Source organism: Myroides sp. DW712 (assembly GCF_046557355.1).
Taxonomy (GTDB): Bacteria; Bacteroidota; Bacteroidia; order Flavobacteriales; family Flavobacteriaceae; genus Flavobacterium.
In genome coordinates this window covers 1-14291 of the sequence record NZ_JBKFDO010000004.1, presented here as the reverse complement: position 1 = coordinate 14291, position 14291 = coordinate 1, and the positions used below count along the sequence as shown (strand labels likewise).

Below are 14291 nucleotides of genomic sequence, written 5' to 3'. Positions count from 1 at the left end.
GAATTAAACTATGAAAGTGAAAACAATTTTGGTTTCTCAGCCAGAACCTAAAGTAGAAAACTCTCCATACTTTGAGATCGAACAAAAGTATAAAGTAAAAATTGACTTTAGGCCTTTTATACACGTTGAAGGTGTACCTGCTAAGGACGTAAGACAACAGAAAATCGATTTAAACAACTTTACAGCGGTTATTTTAACGAGTAGAAACTCTGTAGACCACTTCTTTCGCGTTGCAGAAGAAATGCGCTATAAAGTGCCTGAAACACTGAAATATTTCTGCCAATCTGAAGCAATTGCCTTTTACTTACAAAAATATGTGGTATACCGCAAAAGAAAGATTTATGTTGGTCAGAAAGATTTTGCTGACTTAGCGCCTTTGATTAAAAAATACAAGGATGAGAAATTCTTACTCTCAGCATCTGATCAATTAAATGCAGAAGTACCCACTATTTTAGGGGATTTAAAAGTAGATTGGACACCTGGAACCTTTTACAGAACGGTAATGAGTGACCTATCAGACTTAGCCGATGTAAAATACGATGTTTTAGCTTTCTTTAGTCCAACAGGAATCAAGTCGTTATTTATGAATTTTCCTGATTTTTCACAGGACAATACTCGAATTGCCGTATTTGGTACCACCACGCAAAAAGAAGCTTTAGACCACGATTTACGCGTAGACATCATGGCGCCTTCACCAGAAGCACCTTCGATGACTATGGCTCTTGAAAAGTACATTCAAAAAGTAAATAAATAAAAAAAGGCTTCCTTTCGGAAGCCTTTTTTTATCTTATAATTGAGGTCCTGCTTCAACTAAAGCTTTTCCTGCGTCATTGTTTGTGTACAAAGTAAAGTTTTGGATGAATAACTCCGCTAAATTCTTCGCTTTGTCTTCCCATTCTTTTGCATCTGCATACGTATTACGTGGATCTAAGATGTTTGTATCTACACCTTCTAAAGCTGTTGGTACAGCGAAATTGTAGATTGGAACAATTGTTGTTTCTGCTTTCTCGATAGAACCATCTAAGATTCTGTCAATAATTGCGCGTGTATCTTTAATTGAGATACGTTTTCCAGTTCCGTTCCACCCCGTGTTCACCATATAAGCGGTTGCGTTGTGCTCTTCCATTTTCTTCACCAATTCCTCTCCGTATTTTGTTGGGTGTAAAGACAAGAAAGCTTTACCAAAACAAGCCGAGAACGTAGGTTCTGGTTGTGTTACTCCTCTTTCAGTACCTGCTAATTTAGCTGTAAATCCAGACAAGAAGTAGTATTTTGTTTGTTCCGGTGTCAATTTAGAAACAGGAGGCATTACTCCAAAAGCATCCGCCGTTAAGAAGATTACTTTTGTTGCGTGACCTGCTTTAGAAACCGGTTTTACAATATTTTCAATGTGATCAATTGGGTAAGAAACACGTGTATTTTGTGTTACAGAACCATCGTTAAAATCGATAATTCCATTCGCATCTACTGTTACGTTTTCTAACAAAGCATCTCTGCGGATTGCACCAAAGATATCTGGTTCGTTTTCTTTGCTCAAGTTGATTGTTTTTGCATAACAACCTCCTTCAAAGTTGAATACCCCTTGATTATCCCATCCGTGCTCATCATCACCAATCAACTCGCGTTTTGGATCTGTAGATAAGGTTGTTTTTCCTGTTCCAGATAATCCGAAGAATACAGCTACATCCCCGTCTTTACCTTTATTTGCAGAACAGTGCATCGCAGCCATTCCCTGTAAAGGCAAGTAGTAATTCATCATCGAGAACAACCCTTTTTTCATCTCTCCACCGTACCAAGTACCTCCAATCACTTGGATTTTCTCTGTTAAGTTGAAAGCAATGTATACTTCTGAATTTAATCCGTAGGCTTTGTAGTCTTTAAATGTAGTTTTAGAACCATTCATTACTACGAAATCAGGCTCACCGAAGTTTGCTAATTCCTCTTCTGTAGGACGGATGAACATGTTTTTCACAAAATGTGCTTGCCATGCTACTTCCACAATGAATCTCACCTTCAAACGCGTATTTTCATTCGCACCACAGAACGCGTCAACAACATACAGTTTTTTTCCTGACAACTCCTTTGCAGTAGTCGCTTTTAAAGCTTCCCACGTTTTTTGGTCAATCGGCTTGTTATCGTTTGGAGATTCTGGAGAGTTCCACCATACTGTATTCTCAGTCACTGCGTCTTTTACGATATATTTATCTTTTGGAGAACGACCAGTGAACTCACCTGTCATAACATTTACAGCTCCTAATTCAGTTACTTGTCCTTTTTCAAAACCCTGGAGGTCAGACTTAATTTCTTCATTATATAAAAGATCGTAGGAAGGATTATATACAATCTCTACAACATCTTTAATACCATATTTTTCAAGTGAAATTGATTGCGTATTAGCCATTTTCATTATGTTATGTTGTCTTTTTAATTAATATGCAAACTTAGAAATAAATTTAATATAACGATACACAAAACTAGATTTTCGTGCTTTTTCCTGTTTTAAGGGTCTGAATTGCAGCATACCCCCAAGCGATAATCATGAAAACGCCTCCAATTGGTGTAATTGGCCCCAAAAATTTGACATTAAATCCAGGCAATCCATTGAATGTTAGCAGATAAATTGACCCAGAAAATAAGGTTACCCCAATCACGGTTAAGATAAATATCCTCTTCTTCACAGCATCTGAGAAAAATGGAACTAGTCCCACAAATAGCAGAAAAAAGACGTGATACATCTGGTATCTAACCCCTACTTCATACGAAGCAACAGCCGTTTCACTGACTATCTTTTTCAATCCATGTGCCCCAAATGCCCCCAAGACAATACCTAAAGCCCCTAGTAATGTTGCAGTTATAATAATTTTTCGTCCCATTTATTTTTACCTCGAAGATACAAATTATCCACTACATAGCGTAGAAGAATGCACAAAATTTAATATATACCCTATACTTCTAAAGGCATGACTATCAAATCAACAATATCGTAAATTGTAGTTTATTTAGTACTATTCCTCCAGCATATCGAAACTTTTTTTAGCAAAAATATTATCCCTCCCATCATATAATTCCTTACTTTCGTAATTCGTAAAACAACCAAAAACAAAATAATGAAAGAAATAGCAATCGTAGGCGCTGGCCGTTCTGCCTCTTCACTTATTAAGTATTTACTTGAGAAATCTACGACAGAAAACCTTCATTTAACCATTTGCGATTTATCTTTAGCACTAGCAGAGAAAAAGGCTATGGGGCATCCCAATGCTACCGCAAAGGAATTTGATTTATTTAATACCGAACAAAGACAAGCCTTGGTTCAACAATCGGATATTGTCATTTCAATGCTCCCAGCGGCGTTGCATATTGAATTGGCCAAAGATTGTATTCGCTTCAAAAAACACCTAGCCACGGCTTCTTACATAAGCCCAGCAATGGCCGCTTTAGACGAAGAAGCAAAAGCGAACAACTTGGTGTTTATGAACGAAATTGGACTCGATCCAGGTATTGATCACATGAGTGCCATGAAAATTATTCACGAGGTAAAAGCAAAAGGAGGAAAAGTGATTTCTTTTGAATCTTTTTGTGGAGGATTAATGGCTCCAGAATCAGACAACAACCTATGGAACTACAAATTCACTTGGAATCCGCGTAATGTGGTTTTAGCTGGACAAGGTGGAGCGGCTAAATTTATCCAAGAAGGACAATACAAATACATCCCATACAACAAAGTATTCAGACGTACGGAATTCTTAAACGTAGAAGGTTACGGCAAATTTGAAGCTTATGCCAACCGTGATTCCCTAAAATATCAAAGCATTTATGGTCTGGACGAGGCGAAAACCATTTTTAGAGGTACGATTCGTCGCGTGGGGTATTCTAGAGCATGGAACTTGTTTGTTGAATTAGGAATTACAGATGATTCCTATGTGATTGACCACTCAGAGACCATGTCATACCGTGAGTTTATCAACTTATATTTACCCTACCATCCCACAGATACCGTAGAGACAAAATTGAGATTGGCCTTAAATATTGATCAAGATGATATTGTTTGGGAAAAATTACTGGAATTAGATCTTTTTAATCCGAATAAAATTATTGGATTAAAAGACGCTACTCCAGCACAGATTTTAGAAAAAATCTTAGCGGATAGCTGGACATTAGATCCAGAGGACAAAGATATGATTGTAATGTATCACAAAATTGGATACGAATTAAACGGAGTAAAAAAACAAATTGACTCGACAATGATTTGTATCGGAGATGACCAAACCTATACAGCTATGGCCAAAACCGTTGGTTTACCACTAGCCATTGCAGCTTTAAAAATTGTCAAAGGCATCATCAATACTCCTGGCGTACAAATGCCGATTGAAGAGGAAGTATATGCGCCAATTCTAAAAGAACTAGAAGAAAATGGCATCGTTTTCGACGAAAAAGAAGTAGAATACCAAGGATTCTAATACAGAAAAAAGTCTAAAGCAATGCTTTAGACTTTTTTGTTATTTTAAACGATTTAGTTTAAGTATCACACCATCCGAGACAGCTAATATTAACTGATTTTGAGAAATTCCCATGGTATAGCTTCCTAGATCATCAATATATAGTACTTCTTTTTCTTCCCATTCAAAATCAAATCGATAAGAATAAGGCGACAATCTCATTTTTATATATTGATCAAAGACACCATCCTTCTGGGCTGATTTATTGTTAACACTTAACCATTCATTATAACCAAAATCATATTCTACGACCTCATTCTCATTTAATACTCTTTTTCTCCCAGTAAAATCAGAAATTTCTTGTAATTGCCATTTGCCTATAAGTAATGCTTTTGTCTCTGCAGGAATTTTAAGGTAGGTTACGCCTTCTTTCATTTTTTCAAATACAAGTTTATCTCCATTATAATGCGTGAGGACTAATTGATCTTTGGTAATTTCCATGTCAAATTGAAGATTCGGATTGCCATCATAGGACGATTCAAAATGTAAGCGCTCTTTCTTAGCTACTTCTTCGTCCCAGCTTTTAATGTAGGCGAACGCATAATCCATTGTTCCACTTGCTGTTAAATAATACGCATTACTAGTGGATCCCACTGGTTTTTCAGACTCATTCACAATGATTACCCTTCCATCTATCGTAAAGGTATATCGCACAAAAAGACCCTTACGAGTCAAATCAATTGACTCCTCTTCTGTATTGGAATAATTAATCAATCTCCAATCGCCCTGTAGCAGTTGTTTTTCCTCCTTACTTACTTGGATGTATGAAGGAATATAGGTATCATCCATGTTACAGGATATACACAAAGCAAACAACAGCAAAAGATACAAGAATTTATTTTTTTTCACAAGAAACACTATATTTGTTACGTTAATTTAAACAAATATAAGTTTAAAAAACATACAAACTACTGCTCTTTACAGACAACTTTAACACTTCCTATTTTAATCTCTCCTTCTATTGTGAATTATAGTTTAGAACTTATCCGATTAATTGTCGTTTTTTAATCACATCTACCACACCAAAAATAATTTTTCAACAGGTACAACGCCATTTATTTTTCATGAACTTCCGCTACTCGGCACGGTAATACTTTCATTAATTTCTGATTTTCTTTACTATAAGACAGCTAAAAACAAAACTAGCCTTCTTAGAAACAAGGTTAACACGCTACTCGTACCTTATCTTATGCTAAGTTAGCAAGTCCACGCATTATTTGTGGAGGTAAATAATAATGTAAACTACTCCAAAATAGAAGCAATCAACTTTTTCGTGTACGCTTGTTGAGGATGTGCATACAACGCATCTGCTTCACCCATTTCCTCTACTTTCCCTTTATTCATGACCAAAACTTGATCAGACATATACTTAACCACAGCCAAATCATGGGAAATAAAGATATAGGTAAATTGATACTGGGCTTTGAGTTCGTTCAACAAGTTGAGGACTTGCGCTTGAACGGAGATATCCAAGGCGGACACAGACTCATCGCATATAATTAGTTTGGGATGTACAGCAATGGTTCGCGCAATCCCGATACGCTGGCGTTGACCACCAGAAAATTCATGTGGGTATCGATCAAAAGCTTCCGCTGTTAAACCCACTTGATGCAACAGCTCCAATACTTTTTGCTTTTTCTCTTTTTTACTACCAAACAAACCATGCACCATCATGGGCTCCATAATCGCCTGTCCCACGGTTAACTTCGGATTTAAAGAAGAAAAAGGGTCTTGAAAAATAATCTGAATATCTTTTCGCAAGGCTCGAAGGGCTTTGCCTTTGAGTTGGGTAATATCGTGTCCTTGATAAAAAATAGCGCCAGAAGATGCGGGATCCAGCTGCAAGATAGCATTCCCTAAGGTCGATTTTCCGCAACCACTTTCGCCTACTAATCCCAGTGTTTCTCCTTCGTAAACTTCGAAATTAATCGCATCCAAAGCGCGAAAGGCTTTTTTTCCCCATAAGCCAACACTAGAAATATAATCTTTCGCCACATCTTTGACCACCAGAAGTGGTGTTTGGGCATATAGCTGATTATGAGCAGCTTGTCGTTCTGCTGGGGTAACTACTTCCGTCGGTACCTGATTTTCTACAAAATCTTGAATGGTTGGCAAGCGTTTCAACCGAACTTGACTTGAAGGACGCGCTGCCAATAGTGCTTGAGTATAGCGTTCTTTGGGCTGAGTAAAAACAACTGCCGTAGGTCCTTGTTCAACCACTTGCCCCCGATACATCACCATCACCTCATCGGCAATACTGGACACTAGTCCCAAATCATGGGAAATGAAAATCATCGCCATTTGGGTTTCCGCCTGTAGAGCTTTTAATAACTGGATAATTTCTTTTTGAACCGTCACATCTAGTGCTGTGGTAGGTTCGTCCGCAATTAAGAGTGCGGGTTTACACGCAAGAGCCATCGCAATGACCACGCGTTGCTTTTGTCCACCTGATAATTCATGGGGGTATTTGCGATAGACTTCTGCTGGAAAAGGTAACTTCACCTGTTTAAATAATTCCAACACGCGATTCTTCAGCGCTTTTCCTTTTAAAGCGGTATGCAACTCCAACATTTCTTCTACTTGACGCCCACAGCGCATAGAAGGATTTAACGCGCTCATGGGTTCCTGAAAAATCATCGCAATTTTATTGCCTCGCAATTGACGGTATTCTCTTTCAGTATACGTTGCAATATCTACTCCTTCAAAGCAAATTTTACCTCCTATTTTACTTTTATCTTGCGGGAGTAACCCCATAATAGCCAAAGAACTCACAGACTTACCCGATCCCGATTCACCGACAATACCCAAAATTTGATTGGCTTGAAGATCAAAAGAAATGCCTTGCACAATAGCTCTCCATTCTTTGTTTTGCGCAAAGCTAATACGGAGATTTTTAACGGTAAGTAATGGCTGTTCTGTGGGCATACAATAAAATGTAAAGTGTCTAAAACAAAAATAAGATATTTAATTGTGATTTAATGCAACGCTCAAGGAGGATTCCCATCGCCTGTACATTAAATCACAACTAAAAAGCTACAGTCTGTCATATTAAGCCACATTTACATGATCATATTCCTTTACTAACGTAACAATCGTTGACGTTTGTTGCTTAAAATTAGCAAACACAGGACACGCTAGTTTTACGGCATCCATCCATTCCTTCAATACAATAATCGAAGCCGTGGATGTAGGTTTTACAATCACGTCAATTTTTTTAAACACCCCAGCATCTAGCTGTTTTTGTTCTACTACTTCATTGAGTACTCCGCTGACTTCAATCTGAATGGATTTCAAATCCACATTTAACGTCGTTCCCAATAGATTTCCAATGGCATGGATACTTCCTGCCAATTTTGCTAGGATTAATTCTTCTGAATCCACCTGTGCCGCACGTACTAATTCTTTTCCGTCTTTTACGGTGAATGAGAAGTTCGCCGTTTTGATAGCCAGCTGACTCTCTCTTACTGAAAAGCCCAAGACTTTTACTACTTTTTTACTCATTTTGCTTTTTGTTTTTTGTTTTCAACACGACACTTTACCTCAAAAAAAAAGTCCTTTTGGTCGTCGTACGTTACCAAAAGGACTTGAAATATTACACTTAATCATTTTTACTTTAAAAAACGAGAGAGATTAGCTTCAGTTCTGGTAACGAGCGACTAGGCGAATGTTTACTAAACATCCACATCAAACAAATTGGGTTCGATAGATACTGAAATTGCTGTCTCATTTGATTTAATTTAAAAAAAAAAGCCCCTGTTACTAAAACAGAGGCTTATGTATATCTTATTATTTACGATTTAAAATAACAATCCTAATCCATACACCTCTTGCGCTGAACACCACATCGATTTATAAAAATTAGGTTGAATTGTTAACATCGTATCTTTTTTTCTGTTTTTTACTCCGTACAAAGCTAGAAATTATTTTTTTATAAAAAACAAGTTTTTCAATATTTTTAACTCTTTTTTTTAGACGGATTGAATTTCATCTATTTCCAACAGATTTTCTCCTCGCAAGCGCAAGAAAATTTGCGCCACCGTAATCACATCTTTTTCACAATAGCGTGCAATGCGTTCAATGTCTTGCTCTTGGTAATACACCCGAGCGACATCCGCTCCGTTGATGTCCTCTTTAGGCGAAGGAATTCCTAAAATATGGGCCAGTAACTTCAATGAAGTGTAGTGTTTATAATCCCCAAACTTCCACAACTCCATGGTGTCCAAATGCGGCACTTCCCACGGCTTTTTTCCGATTAAATTCAGCTTAGTAGGCACTTTCAATCGGTTAATAATCATCCGACGGGCGATATAGGGAAAGTCAAATTCCTTTGCATTATGGCCACACAACAGCTGATTAGCGCGACTAAAATGATTGTCCAATAGATTGGAAAAATCACGGAGAATTTGTTCTTCTTCTCCAATATAGGAAGTCGTTCGAAATTGACGATCCCCTCGTTTATACGTAAAATAGCCTACAGAAATACAAACAATCTTGCCAAATTCAGCCCAAATACCAGCCTGTGCATAAAATTCTTCTATAGGAATTTCTCCTTTGCGTTGATAACGCGTTTTTTCTTCATATAAAATCTGAACTTCCTCAGCTAGCTGTTGAAATTCGGGTTCTTGAGGAACCGTTTCTATATCTAAAAACAGTACGTTGGATAGGTCTATTTGCTCTAACATTTTTATTCTTTTCGTTGGGCTAACATGGCATATGCTTCGTCAATATAAGTGTATAAATCATTACTATGCGGATCTTCTTCCGTTTGTAGCCCTTTGATATGCCCTAAGCGAACAATAATCACATTGTCTTTCGGAGATACAATCGTGAATTGTCCTAAATGTCCACGCATATAGAAAAAATCTTGTCCCTTATAGTTTTTCAACCACCAGCCATAGCCATATTCTGGACTTGCTTCAAATCGAGGGACAATGGATTTTGCAATAAAAGTACTATCTAGCATTTGTTCTCCCTCCCATTTCCCGAAATCTTTATACAGTTTTCCAAATCGCGCAAAGTCTCGAGCGCCACTCGTAAAACAGCAATACGATTTTTCAATCCCATCCCCCTTGTGATCGATTTGCCATAGGGCGTCATTATCTGCTCCCATGGGTTTCCAAAAATACTCCGATACATAAGCAGAAAGCGTCTGTCCTGTTGCTTTTTCAAGCACCATGGTTAGTAATTCCGTATCACCACTCTTATAAATAAATTCTTTTCCCGGTTGATCTTTAATCTCCAAGCCCAGCATCACACGTCGTAAATCCTTGTCAAAATACGCTTGGGTCACCACAGAAAATGGACTGTAATACCCTTCATCCCAATCCAACCCTGAAGCCATGGAAGATAAATCGCCTACCGTTACCTCGTCTTTGTACTTTCCTTTTAACTCAGGTAGGTATTGAATGACCTTATCATCCAAGCTCTTAATCTCCCCTCGCTGTAGCGCTTTACCCAAAGCAGCAGACACCACACTCTTTGCCATGGAGAAAGAATTGGTTTTACTATCTGCGGTATAGCCGTCGTAGTAACTTTCATGCCACACACTATCATTTTTAATAATTAAAAATGCAATTGTTTGCAAATCTTTATGTGTCTTGGCTAAAACTGCCGTAGGTTCAACGGAGTTATAATCTTTTGCTACAGGCCAAGGTTGTGGAACGCCTGTCGGAATTTCGCGGGTGGGGAAATAGTGGTAATCATCTAAGAACGCTGTTTTATAGCCATTAAAATAAATGGTGCGAACTGCAGTAAATAAATAATCCACCTTAAACACATAAGCCAGAATCACGATCCCAGCAATCAGTATAATCAATCCTTTTAGGAATTTCCATAGTATTTTCATAACCTCTTATTCTTGTTGGTAGTTAAATGTACCATTTTTTTTGCTTGTTTGATGGATTTCGATTGTATTCTTATAAAATCAATAAAGTAGTCGAGGATTGCAAAAAGGCTTTTATCTTTGCAACTTGATTTTCTTAATTTAAATACGCCTTTTCTATGCACTTTATATCCAAAGAACTAGAAGATTACGCCGCTAATCACAGTGAAAACGAACCCGAGTTATTAGCTCAACTCGACAAAGAGACCCATCAAAAAGTCCTACAACCCCGTATGTTAAGTGGGCATTTTCAAGGGCGTTTTTTAAGCATGATTGCCAAACTAGTTCGTCCTATTCATATCTTAGAAATTGGGACCTTTACGGGTTATGCTACGTTGAGCTTAGCTGAAGGATTACAACCCAACGGAACCCTAGACACCATTGATGTCAATGAGGAATTATACGATTTTCAGCGCAAATATTTCGATTTATCCCCTTATGGAACACAAATCACCCAACATGTAGGAAGTGCCTTGGATATTATCCCTGAACTAGACAAGAAGTACGATTTGGTTTTTATTGATGCCGATAAGAAAAATTACAGCAATTACTTTGAACTGGTTATAGGTAAGATGAATCCTGGAGGGATCATTTTATCTGACAATGTCTTGTGGTCTGGAAAAGTAATTGAAGAAATCAAAGCCAATGATAAAAGTACAATTGCCTTAGATCAATACAACAAATTATTAAAAGAAGACCCTCGTGTAGAAACCATTCTATTGCCTATACGCGACGGCTTAACCGTTTCGAGAGTCCGATAAAAAAAGGGATTTGGTTGAGCCAAATCCCTTTTTCTTATACTAATTTATCGTTGTATTTTCGTTCAATCCACAAGAAAATTTGGTAGAATAGTGTTCCTGACAACAAGCCAAAACAATAGCCTACTAAGATATCAAAAGGAAAGTGCATGGTCAAATAGATTCTACTGTAAGCGAATATCAGAGGAAAGATAAACACCAAATAGGCGTGTTTGTAATAGCGTCTCAATACCATAAACATAAACAACATATTGGCCATTGAATTCGAGGCATGCCCAGAGAAAAAGCTCAGTGAGGGGCTGCATTTGACAATGCGAATCATCGCCTGAATATCTTCTGTATTACACGGCCTAGGGCGAGCCACAGCATATTTGACCACATTGGTCATTTGATCTGTAAAAGTTACTAATCCGGCCAATACCAAAATAATAACTCCCAATTTTTTAATCGACACCTTTTTATACGTCAAATAAACAAGAAGTAAAAAAAAGGGAATCCAATTGAATTGTTTTGTTATAAACAACCAAAATGGATCATAGGATTCACTGCCCAATCCATTAAAAAAAATAAGCAACTCCTTATCGAGCTGTATCAGTTGATCTAGCATTAATTTCTTCGTTTAATTGGCCCTGTAATATCTTCAATATCCTCCTTTTGCTTTTCAATTTCCTGCTGGATATCCTTGATTGGGTTAATATCAATATCCATTGCTTCTTCAATATCTTTTTTGATGCCCGATTCCTCAGCACTTCTATTGATTTCACTCTTTATGTCGTTGGTTGCATTTTTTACCTGTGCCATAAATTTACCAAAGGCTCTAGCCATCTCTGGCACTTTATCAGAACCAAAAAGCATTAAAATGACTAAAATGATAAAAAACAGTTCTCCTCCTCCTATTCCAAACATAACTCTATTTTTAGTTAAGATACAAATCTACAAAGTTTATTATTTTATAGTTGCTTTCTCTTGGTTTAAATTTACTTCCTCCACTGTTAAAGTATCTTGTTGGGGTTGTTCTTTTATTTTATCCCCTAACAACTCCAAGAATTCCAAAGCTAATACCCCTGTTCGAGATGAGATTTTATCGCGATCCACGATACCGGCATTCAGATACCCTGACATTATATCATCATCGGAAACAAAATAGGCAAAGCCTACGACATAGTCTTTCGGAATACTGTAATCCTTAATTAGAACATAATCATCCATCACGTGTAAAAACTTGTCTTTGCGCATTTCTTGCTTTTCGTATTTCAAGGCTTTTTTCAACATAGCGGTACGTCCACTAATCCAGTTGACGATTGCACTCACTGGAATGATTCCCGATCCAGAAGTTGCCGTATATAAACGGCGTTCTGCAGGGGTATAACGGCGAGCTCCAGCAGGCACTAGCCCCAGAGAAGCGGAAGAAATATGGGTAATCACAATTTCATTCAATTGTCGATTAAGATCATTGGGTTCCAAAGGAATCAAAACAATGTCGCGTTTAAAGTCAATATCATCCAATACATAGCGATAACCGATAAACAAGGGACCTGAAAACATCAACGTATCGTTCTCTTGTGCATCAATGGAAAAATATCCTCCTGGTTCTGTTAGCAACGCATCCCCTGTGTTGATATTGGACACGTAAATTCCTTCGAGATTTTTACTTCGCGAAACGATTTTTCCATGTAAAGCCACACGGTCTTGAGCCAATACTCCGACTCCAATTATCAACAACAAAAAGGTTAAAACTAATTTCATCTACTAATATATTAATGAAGTCTGTAAAAATATCTTATTAATGTATAAGGCAAAATTTTAATCGTGTAAAGTTATGTTAAATATAAAATTCACATCTTACAAACAATCTTTTTCATTTGGTGAATAAAGTTTATTTTTGTTTTTCTTAATTTGAACAACCATGAAAAATATTCTTATAGCAAGCACTTCTACCCTACACAATCAGGGGTATTTAGAATACTTATTACCGACATTATCCACACATTTTAAAGCAGGATCAACCTTAATTTTTATTCCTTATGCACGCCCAAGTGGGATTAGTCATGACGATTACACAGCCAAAGTTCGCGAGGCCTTAGCACCGATTGACGTACAAGTCAAAGGACTGCATGAGTTTGACAATCCCAAAATAGCAATTGAACAAGCCGATGGCATCTTCACAGGAGGAGGAAACACCTTTTTGTTAGTTAAACAGCTATATGCACATGATTTGATCGGAACTATTCAAAGGGCAATCAACAACGGAATCCCTTATTTAGGATGTAGTGCAGGGAGCAATATTTGCGGCTTAACGATGGAAACGACTAACGATATGCCGATTACCTATCCTCCATCATTTAAAACTTTTGGTTTTGTTCCTTTTAATATCAATCCCCATTACTTGGATCCTACCGAAGGATCTACCCATATGGGCGAAACAAGAGAAACGAGAATTAACGAATTTCACACGATCAATTCTCAACCTGTGGTTGGATTGAGAGAAGGAAGTTGGCTCAGGGTAACAGGAAATCGCATTGTCCTGGAAGGCACATTACCTGCACGCATCTTTGAGCAAAACAAAGCCGCTTATGAAGTGGAGCCTAATACAGACTTAAGTACGTTAAAATAAAAAAGCCTGCAAATGCAGGCTTTTTTATTTGGAGCGGAAGACGAGGCTCGAACTCGCGACAACCAGCTTGGAAGGCTGGAGCTCTACCAACTGAGCTACTTCCGCAGGTGATGATCTTTGAAAACTTTCATCAAGTTTTGGAGCGGAAGACGAGGCTCGAACTCGCGACAACCAGCTTGGAAGGCTGGAGCTCTACCAACTGAGCTACTTCCGCAGATGATGATCTTTGAAAACTTTCATCAAGTTTTGGAGCGGAAGACGAGGCTCGAACTCGCGACAACCAGCTTGGAAGGCTGGAGCTCTACCAACTGAGCTACTTCCGCAGGTGATGATCTTTAAAAACTTTCATCAAGTTTTGGAGCGGAAGACGAGGCTCGAACTCGCGACAACCAGCTTGGAAGGCTGGAGCTCTACCAACTGAGCTACTTCCGCAGGTGATGATCTTTGAAAACTTTCATCAAGTTTTGGAGCGGAAGACGAGGCTCGAACTCGCGACAACCAGCTTGGAAGGCTGGAGCTCTACCAACTGAGCTACTTCCGCA

Annotated in this window: 14 protein-coding genes and 5 tRNA genes; 4 read left to right on the top strand and 15 right to left on the bottom strand. The window is 38.0% G+C overall.

Going from position 1 to position 14291, the window contains the following annotated elements; translation table 11 throughout:
• The first annotated feature begins 10 nt into the window (after nucleotides 1-10).
• A complete protein-coding gene (locus ACLJX0_RS04265; protein WP_410878752.1) occupies nucleotides 11-754 on the top strand; it encodes a uroporphyrinogen-III synthase in 744 nt (247 codons plus the stop codon).
• Nucleotides 755-787: 33 nt separating this feature from the next.
• On the opposite strand, the gene pckA is transcribed toward ACLJX0_RS04265, so the two are convergent.
• The gene (gene pckA, locus ACLJX0_RS04260; protein ID WP_410878750.1) at nucleotides 788-2407 is read right to left on the bottom strand and encodes a phosphoenolpyruvate carboxykinase (ATP); all 1620 of its coding nucleotides are present in this window, start codon (nucleotides 2405-2407) and stop codon (nucleotides 788-790) included.
• A 67-nt stretch (nucleotides 2408-2474) separates the two neighbouring features.
• Nucleotides 2475-2873 carry a DUF423 domain-containing protein gene (locus ACLJX0_RS04255; protein ID WP_410878748.1) on the bottom strand — a complete coding sequence of 133 codons (399 nt, stop codon included), beginning with the start codon at nucleotides 2871-2873 and terminating at the stop codon, nucleotides 2475-2477.
• Between the two features lie 234 nt (nucleotides 2874-3107).
• Here ACLJX0_RS04255 and ACLJX0_RS04250 point away from each other — a divergent pair, with 234 nt between their 5' ends.
• Complete coding sequence (locus ACLJX0_RS04250) at nucleotides 3108-4457, top strand: saccharopine dehydrogenase family protein (RefSeq protein WP_410878746.1); 1350 nt, start codon at nucleotides 3108-3110, stop codon at nucleotides 4455-4457.
• Nucleotides 4458-4496: 39 nt separating this feature from the next.
• On the opposite strand, the gene ACLJX0_RS04245 is transcribed toward ACLJX0_RS04250, so the two are convergent.
• The 5 genes from ACLJX0_RS04245 to ACLJX0_RS04225 form a co-directional block, all read right to left on the bottom strand.
• Nucleotides 4497-5285, bottom strand: coding sequence for a hypothetical protein (locus ACLJX0_RS04245; protein WP_410878744.1), 789 nt, complete (start codon nucleotides 5283-5285; stop codon nucleotides 4497-4499).
• A 453-nt stretch (nucleotides 5286-5738) separates the two neighbouring features.
• Complete coding sequence (locus ACLJX0_RS04240) at nucleotides 5739-7421, bottom strand: ABC transporter ATP-binding protein (protein ID WP_410878742.1); 1683 nt, start codon at nucleotides 7419-7421, stop codon at nucleotides 5739-5741.
• A 123-nt stretch (nucleotides 7422-7544) separates the two neighbouring features.
• Nucleotides 7545-7997, bottom strand: a complete 453-nt coding sequence (locus ACLJX0_RS04235) for an osmotically inducible protein OsmC (RefSeq protein ID WP_410878740.1) — start codon at nucleotides 7995-7997, stop codon at nucleotides 7545-7547.
• A 467-nt stretch (nucleotides 7998-8464) separates the two neighbouring features.
• Nucleotides 8465-9178: a 3'-5' exonuclease gene (locus ACLJX0_RS04230; RefSeq protein ID WP_410878738.1), complete on the bottom strand. Its 714-nt coding sequence runs from the start codon at nucleotides 9176-9178 to the stop codon at nucleotides 8465-8467.
• Between the two features lie 2 nt (nucleotides 9179-9180).
• Entirely contained in the window at nucleotides 9181-10341 is a 1161-nt protein-coding gene (locus ACLJX0_RS04225) for a serine hydrolase domain-containing protein (RefSeq protein ID WP_410878736.1), read from the bottom strand.
• A 155-nt stretch (nucleotides 10342-10496) separates the two neighbouring features.
• Here ACLJX0_RS04225 and ACLJX0_RS04220 point away from each other — a divergent pair, with 155 nt between their 5' ends.
• Entirely contained in the window at nucleotides 10497-11138 is a 642-nt protein-coding gene (locus tag ACLJX0_RS04220; protein ID WP_410878734.1) for an O-methyltransferase, read from the top strand.
• A 34-nt stretch (nucleotides 11139-11172) separates the two neighbouring features.
• On the opposite strand, the gene ACLJX0_RS04215 is transcribed toward ACLJX0_RS04220, so the two are convergent.
• From ACLJX0_RS04215 to ACLJX0_RS04205, 3 genes are read right to left on the bottom strand one after another with little or no spacing between them, the layout of a single operon-like run.
• Entirely contained in the window at nucleotides 11173-11742 is a 570-nt protein-coding gene (locus ACLJX0_RS04215; protein ID WP_410878732.1) for a phosphatase PAP2 family protein, read from the bottom strand.
• Nucleotides 11742-12041 (bottom strand): twin-arginine translocase TatA/TatE family subunit, encoded by a 300-nt coding sequence (locus ACLJX0_RS04210; RefSeq protein WP_410878731.1) that lies wholly within the window; start codon nucleotides 12039-12041, stop codon nucleotides 11742-11744. Before ACLJX0_RS04210 ends, ACLJX0_RS04215 begins: the two co-directional genes overlap by 1 nt.
• A gap of 39 nt (nucleotides 12042-12080) precedes the next feature.
• Entirely contained in the window at nucleotides 12081-12881 is an 801-nt protein-coding gene (locus ACLJX0_RS04205) for a hypothetical protein (RefSeq protein WP_410878729.1), read from the bottom strand.
• Nucleotides 12882-13041: 160 nt separating this feature from the next.
• On the opposite strand from ACLJX0_RS04205, the gene pepE reads away from it, so the two are divergent.
• Complete coding sequence (pepE, locus tag ACLJX0_RS04200; RefSeq protein WP_410878727.1) at nucleotides 13042-13749, top strand: dipeptidase PepE; 708 nt, start codon at nucleotides 13042-13044, stop codon at nucleotides 13747-13749.
• A 29-nt stretch (nucleotides 13750-13778) separates the two neighbouring features.
• Here the strand turns inward: pepE and ACLJX0_RS04195 are convergent.
• The 5 genes from ACLJX0_RS04195 to ACLJX0_RS04175 all read right to left on the bottom strand — a co-directional run bounded on the left by ACLJX0_RS04195 (nucleotide 13779) and on the right by ACLJX0_RS04175 (nucleotide 14290).
• A tRNA-Gly gene (locus tag ACLJX0_RS04195) sits at nucleotides 13779-13854 on the bottom strand.
• A 33-nt stretch (nucleotides 13855-13887) separates the two neighbouring features.
• A tRNA-Gly gene (locus ACLJX0_RS04190) sits at nucleotides 13888-13963 on the bottom strand.
• A gap of 33 nt (nucleotides 13964-13996) precedes the next feature.
• A tRNA-Gly gene (locus ACLJX0_RS04185) sits at nucleotides 13997-14072 on the bottom strand.
• Between the two features lie 33 nt (nucleotides 14073-14105).
• Nucleotides 14106-14181 (bottom strand) — tRNA-Gly (locus ACLJX0_RS04180).
• Nucleotides 14182-14214: 33 nt separating this feature from the next.
• Nucleotides 14215-14290 (bottom strand) — tRNA-Gly (locus tag ACLJX0_RS04175).
• Nucleotide 14291 lies beyond the last annotated feature (1 nt).

What these genes read in the sequence shown, in the direction of transcription:
- pckA (WP_410878750.1), bottom strand. Translation starts at nt 2,407, where the DNA reads ATGAAAATGGCTAATACGCAATCAATTTCACTTGAAAAATATGGTATT.
- ACLJX0_RS04230 (WP_410878738.1), bottom strand. Translation starts at nt 9,178, where the DNA reads ATGTTAGAGCAAATAGACCTATCCAACGTACTGTTTTTAGATATAGAA.
- ACLJX0_RS04250 (WP_410878746.1), top strand. Translation starts at nt 3,108, where the DNA reads ATGAAAGAAATAGCAATCGTAGGCGCTGGCCGTTCTGCCTCTTCACTT.
- ACLJX0_RS04210 (WP_410878731.1), bottom strand. Translation starts at nt 12,041, where the DNA reads ATGTTTGGAATAGGAGGAGGAGAACTGTTTTTTATCATTTTAGTCATT.
- ACLJX0_RS04265 (WP_410878752.1), top strand. Translation starts at nt 11, where the DNA reads ATGAAAGTGAAAACAATTTTGGTTTCTCAGCCAGAACCTAAAGTAGAA.
- ACLJX0_RS04205 (WP_410878729.1), bottom strand. Translation starts at nt 12,881, where the DNA reads ATGAAATTAGTTTTAACCTTTTTGTTGTTGATAATTGGAGTCGGAGTA.
- ACLJX0_RS04235 (WP_410878740.1), bottom strand. Translation starts at nt 7,997, where the DNA reads ATGAGTAAAAAAGTAGTAAAAGTCTTGGGCTTTTCAGTAAGAGAGAGT.
- ACLJX0_RS04225 (WP_410878736.1), bottom strand. Translation starts at nt 10,341, where the DNA reads ATGAAAATACTATGGAAATTCCTAAAAGGATTGATTATACTGATTGCT.
- pepE (WP_410878727.1), top strand. Translation starts at nt 13,042, where the DNA reads ATGAAAAATATTCTTATAGCAAGCACTTCTACCCTACACAATCAGGGG.
- ACLJX0_RS04215 (WP_410878732.1), bottom strand. Translation starts at nt 11,742, where the DNA reads ATGCTAGATCAACTGATACAGCTCGATAAGGAGTTGCTTATTTTTTTT.
- ACLJX0_RS04245 (WP_410878744.1), bottom strand. Translation starts at nt 5,285, where the DNA reads ATGGATGATACCTATATTCCTTCATACATCCAAGTAAGTAAGGAGGAA.
- ACLJX0_RS04220 (WP_410878734.1), top strand. Translation starts at nt 10,497, where the DNA reads ATGCACTTTATATCCAAAGAACTAGAAGATTACGCCGCTAATCACAGT.
- ACLJX0_RS04240 (WP_410878742.1), bottom strand. Translation starts at nt 7,421, where the DNA reads ATGCCCACAGAACAGCCATTACTTACCGTTAAAAATCTCCGTATTAGC.
- ACLJX0_RS04255 (WP_410878748.1), bottom strand. Translation starts at nt 2,873, where the DNA reads ATGGGACGAAAAATTATTATAACTGCAACATTACTAGGGGCTTTAGGT.